At 71.3% G+C, this 4,773-nt stretch carries 5 protein-coding genes; 1 reads left to right on the forward strand and 4 read right to left on the reverse strand.

Features of this window, described 5'->3' with window-relative positions; all coding sequences use genetic code 11:
- The coding region (locus AC2W7C_RS13475) for a thiolase C-terminal domain-containing protein (RefSeq protein WP_486001894.1) at positions 1-418 on the forward strand (418 nt) is incomplete at its 5' end.
- Between the two features lie 120 nt (positions 419-538).
- Here AC2W7C_RS13475 and AC2W7C_RS13480 read toward each other — a convergent pair.
- The 4 genes from AC2W7C_RS13480 to AC2W7C_RS13495 form a co-directional block, all read right to left on the reverse strand.
- Positions 539-1,957 carry a nitronate monooxygenase gene (locus tag AC2W7C_RS13480; RefSeq protein WP_486001895.1) on the reverse strand — a complete coding sequence of 473 codons (1,419 nt, stop codon included), beginning with the start codon at positions 1,955-1,957 and terminating at the stop codon, positions 539-541.
- The gene (locus AC2W7C_RS13485; protein ID WP_486001896.1) at positions 1,954-3,522 is read right to left on the reverse strand and encodes a class I adenylate-forming enzyme family protein; all 1,569 of its coding nucleotides are present in this window, start codon (positions 3,520-3,522) and stop codon (positions 1,954-1,956) included. The genes AC2W7C_RS13480 and AC2W7C_RS13485 overlap by 4 nt, the downstream gene beginning before the upstream one ends.
- Entirely contained in the window at positions 3,498-3,668 is a 171-nt protein-coding gene (locus AC2W7C_RS13490; RefSeq protein WP_486001897.1) for a hypothetical protein, read from the reverse strand. The genes AC2W7C_RS13485 and AC2W7C_RS13490 overlap by 25 nt, the downstream gene beginning before the upstream one ends.
- The coding region (locus tag AC2W7C_RS13495; RefSeq protein ID WP_486001898.1) for a class I adenylate-forming enzyme family protein at positions 3,668-4,773 on the reverse strand (1,106 nt) is incomplete at its 5' end. The genes AC2W7C_RS13490 and AC2W7C_RS13495, both read right to left, overlap by 1 nt.

Consider the following 4,773-nt stretch of genomic DNA (forward strand, 5'->3'; position numbering starts at 1 on the left):
GATCGCGGCCAGCCAGGGCCAACCCTACGTCTTCCCGCAGGTGAAGCGGGCCATCGACGACGCCGGCCGGGCCGGGGTTTCGCTGGAGCAGATTCATGCGGTGGAGACCCACGACTGCTTCTCGATGACCGAATACATGGCCATCGACCACCTGGGCCTGACCGCGCCGGGCGAGAGCTGGAAGGCGGTCGAGGCCGGCGACATCGAGATGGGCGGCAAGCTGCCGATCAATCCGTCGGGCGGGCTGATCGGCTGCGGACACCCGGTCGGGGCGACCGGCGTGCGGATGGCGCTGGACGCCTTCAAGCAGACGACCGGGGCCGCCGGCGACTACCAGGTCGGGGGCGCGCGCAACGTGCAGACGCTGAACATCGGCGGGTCGACGACGACGACGGTGAGCCTGGTGATCGGGGTCTGATCCGAGAGGCGTATCGGCCGTCTTGCGGGCGATACAAGCGATACATCAGAATCCCGATACATGAGCGACAATCGGGCGATACAGGCTCGACATGCGTGACAGGGTCGACTCCGGGCGGTTTCAGCGCGGCGAGCGGATCGACACCCCGACGGTTCCCTGCGCGATCGCCAGGCCGTCCCCCGTGGAGACGGTCGCCTCGACCACGGCCTTGCGGGCGTCGCGATAGACGATGCGGCCGACGGTCTCCAGCCGGGCGCAGTCGACGGGGGCGGCGTTCAGGAAGCGCATGGACAGGTCGGTGGTCAGCAGGGTCTGGCCCGGCTCCAGGATGGTCATGACGGCGCTTCCGCCGGCGACGTCGATCAGGGAGGCGGAGACGCCGCCGTGGACCAGGCCCATGAAGTTGGCGTGGCCGGGGTCCAGGTCGCAGAGGATGCGGACCCGGCCAGGCTCGAACTCCACCGGGCGGGCGCGGAGGCGTTGCGGGTAGCCGCCGACGCTGTCGGCCTTGTCCGCCCAGCGACGCAGCAACTCCAGGCCCGTCGCGGCGGGATCCAGGTCGAAGTCGACGGGCGCGACGACGGGGTTCACGCCGCCGCGCCGGGCCGGGCGCCGGCCCGCGCGATCCTGGAAACGCGTCACGGCGGCCTCGTACTCGGTCGCCAGCTGGTCGACGATGGTCGCGACCGGCTCGACCGAGCGGACCGCTTCGAGCCCCTGGCCGGCGGCCCAGATGTCGCGCCAGCGCTTGGTCGATCCGCCCGAGGTGTAGTTGCGGTCGGGCGCGGCGCCGAGGTTGTCGGGATCCTGGCCGGCCTTGATCAGGCTGGGGCGCAGCCACGAGGCCGGGGTGCCGGTGACGGCGGCCGAGACGACCAGGTCGTCGGGCCCGGCCTCGACCACCATCTGCTTGTACTCGGGCTGGGCCAGGCTTTCGCTCGAGGCCAGGAAGCGGGTGCCCATGTAGACGAAGTCGGCCCCGGCGGCGACCGCGCCGGCCACGCCCGCCCCGTCGCCGATGCCGCCGCCGACGGCGACGTAGCCGTCGAAGAAGTCGCGCACCGCCGAGATGAAGGCGAACGGCGACAGGTGGCCGGTATGGCCGCCGGCGCCCGCGCTGACGCAGGCCAGGCCGTCGACGCCGGCCTCGGCGGCCTTCCTGGCCAGCTTCATCGAGACCACGTCGGCGAAGACCAGGCCGCCGTAGGCCTTGACCGTCTCCATGACGGGGCGAGGCGAGCCGAGGGCGGTGATGACCACCGGCGGCTTGTACTCGGCGACCAGGCGCAGGTCTTCAGGCAACCGGGCGTTGGTCGAATGGGTGATCATGTTGGCGATCCATGGCGCGTCGCCGGGCTTGAGCGCATCGGTGATCGTTCCCATCCACTGGTCCAGGTCCTGGACCGTGCGGCAGTTGGGGGTGGGGAAGGCGCCCGCCACGCCGGACCGGCAGGCGGCGATGACCAGCTCAGGCCCGCTGATCAGAAACATGGGCGCCGCGAAGACGGGCAGCCGCAGGGTGTCGAAGGGAGAGGTCATGCGGTCCGAGTCTCGGTGAAGGTCTGCCGCAGGTCCCGCTTGAGGACCTTGCCGACGGGATTGCGAGGCAGGGCGTCGATGACGTCCAGCCGCTCGATCTGCTTGTAGACGGCGACCTGGCGCTCGCCGGTCAGGAAGGCGTTGATCTCGGCCATCGTGGCCGACTGTCCGGGACGGAAGACGACGAAGGCGGCCAGGCGTTCGCCCAGGTTGGGATCGGGCGCGCCGACGACGGCGGCTTCGGCGATCGCGGGATGGGCGACCAGGTGGTTCTCGATCTCCTCGGACGAGATGTTCATGCCGCCGCGAATGACGATGTCCTTCAGGCGGCCGACGAAGCGCATATGCTGCAGCCGGTCGCCGGCCAGCTCGAACAGGTCCCCGGTGCGGAACCAGCCGTCCTCGTCGAAGGCGCGTTCGTTGATCTCGGGCGCGCGCCAGTAGCCGGAGAAGATGGTGGCGCCCTTGACCCGGAGTTCGCCGGGTCTGCCCGTCTCGGCGATCTCCTCGCCGGTCTCGGGGTCGACCAGGCGGGTGAAGATGCGGTCGTGGAGCTTGCAGTTCCAGGTGAAGCCCTCGCCCAGGCGCGGGAACAGCACGGCCCGGTCGGCGGCCTCGGGCAGGTCCTTCAGCGCGCTGGGGAACGAGGCGCCCTCGTTGGAGCCGAAATAGTTGACGATCTGGACGCCGTGCTTCTCGTGGAAGGTGCGGACCATCCATTCCGACAGGGGCGCCGAGCCCGAGCCGATGGACTTCAGCCGGCCGAAATCGATCCCCTCCAGAAGGGCCTCGTTCTGGAGGAGCAGGTTCAGGACCGCGGGAGGGGCGACGGTGTAGTCGATCTTCTCGTCCTTGATCTGCTTGAGCAGCACCTGCAGGTCGAAGGGTTGGTGCTGGACCAGGACGCCGCCCAGCAGCAGCCAGCCGACGAAGGCGGTCGAGATGCCGGCCATGTTGACCATCGGGAAGGGGTTCAGCAGGCGGGCGCCGGGCTCCAGGTCGGCGGCGTCGATGACGCCGTCGCCCATGATGATCCATTCGTTGTGGCTGCGCGGCACGCCCTTGGGCTGGGCCTCGGTGCCGGAGGTCCAGCAGATGGTGACGATGTCGTCGGCGGTGATCGCGGCCGCCCTGGCCGCCTTCTGCGCGGCCTTGTGCTGGTCCCGGGTGACGCCGTCCATCAGGGGCTCCAGGTCGAGCGCGCCGGGCGGGCAGGTGGAGCCCAGGACGAAGACGTGCCTCAGGGTGGGCTGGGTCGCCTTCAGGCCGGCCAGCATCTCGCCGTGCTTCTGCTTGCCGATGCGGTCGGCGGTGATGGCCGCGACGGCGTCGGTCTTGCCGACGATGTAGCCCAGCTCGTGCTCGCGGTACTGGACCGGGGCGGGGCTGACGATGATCCCCAGGCGCAGGCAGGCCAGGTAGGCGATGGTCAGCTCGGCGATGTTGGGCAGTTGAACGACGACCACCTGGTCCTTGCCGATCCCGTGGGCGACCAGGACGGCGGCCAGGCGGTCGACGGCGTCGGCGACCTGGCGCCAGGTCAGGCGCTCGGCGGTCCCGCCCACGACGTCGGGGCGTTGAAGGGATCGATCAGGGCCTCGGCGTCCGGATGGGCGGCGGCGTGCTTGCGGAACAGGTCGTCCAGGGTGACGTCGCCCCACCAGCCGCGGGCCTTCATCTCGCGGATGCGGGCTTCGGGTACGACGATCATCAGCGGGCCTCCGGGGCGGCGGGGTGGTCGGGGTAGAGCAGGGCGCGGACCTCCCCGCGCACCACCTTGCCGACCGGATTGCGGGGCAGGGCGGGAAGGATGTGCAGGCGTTTGGGCGTGCGAACCGGGCCGACGGCGTCGCGGACGAAGGCGCGCAGGGCCGCGTCGTCCGTGAACGGAGGATCGACGGCGACGGCCGCCTCCAGCCGCTCGCCCCAGACGTCGTCGGGCAGGGCGAAGGCGCAGGCCTCGCGCACGGCGGGATGCGCGGTCAGCGCCGCCTCGACCTCGGCCGGATAGACGTTGTAGCCGCCGGTGATGATCAGGTCCCTCGAGCGCCCGATCAGCGTCAGCCGGCCGTCGCGGCCGATGCGACCGAGATCGCCGGTCCTCAGCCAACCCTCGTGTCTGGCGGCGGCCGTCAGTTCCGGGGCGTCCAGATATTCGGTGCGGGCCAAGTCCCCGCCGACCAGAACCTCGCCCTCGCCGTGGGGCGCGACGCCCTCGAGGGTCAGAACGGCGACCGGCGTGCCCGCGAAGGGGCGGCCGACGCTGGACCGGAGCGCGGCGTCGGCCATTTCGGCCGGGGACAGGCCCGCGACCGTCATGGGGGCCTCGGTCTGGCCGTAGAGGGCGGACAGCACCGGGCCGAAGCGGGCGATGGCCTGCGCGATCCGGGCCGGGGACATGGGGGCGGCGGAGTAGGTCAGATGGCGCAGGGCCGGGAAGTCGGCGGGCGCGAAGTCCGCCTCGGCCATCAGCAGGGCGATCAGGGTCGGAGGCAGGAACACGACGCTGACCCGCCGCTTCAGCTCGGTCAGGATGGCGGGGCGGTCGGGGGAGGGCAGGAGGACGTGGGCGCCGCCGGCGGCCAGAATGGGGAGGAGGTAGTGGGAGGCGCCGTGGGTTAGGGGGGCGACGGCCAGGTTCACGTCGTCCGGCGCGAAACCGTAGAAGGCCTGGAGCGAGGCCAGCGCGGCCGCGGCGCTGGCCTGGCTCTGGATCACGCCCTTGGGGACGCCGGTGGAGCCGCCCGTGAACTTCAGGGCGAAGGGAGCGCCGCGGTCGTCGTGGACCGGCGGCGGGGGCGGCGTCCGGCAGGGCC

It is taken from the genome of Brevundimonas sp. CURTG3B2_SDJG, from assembly GCF_057364705.1.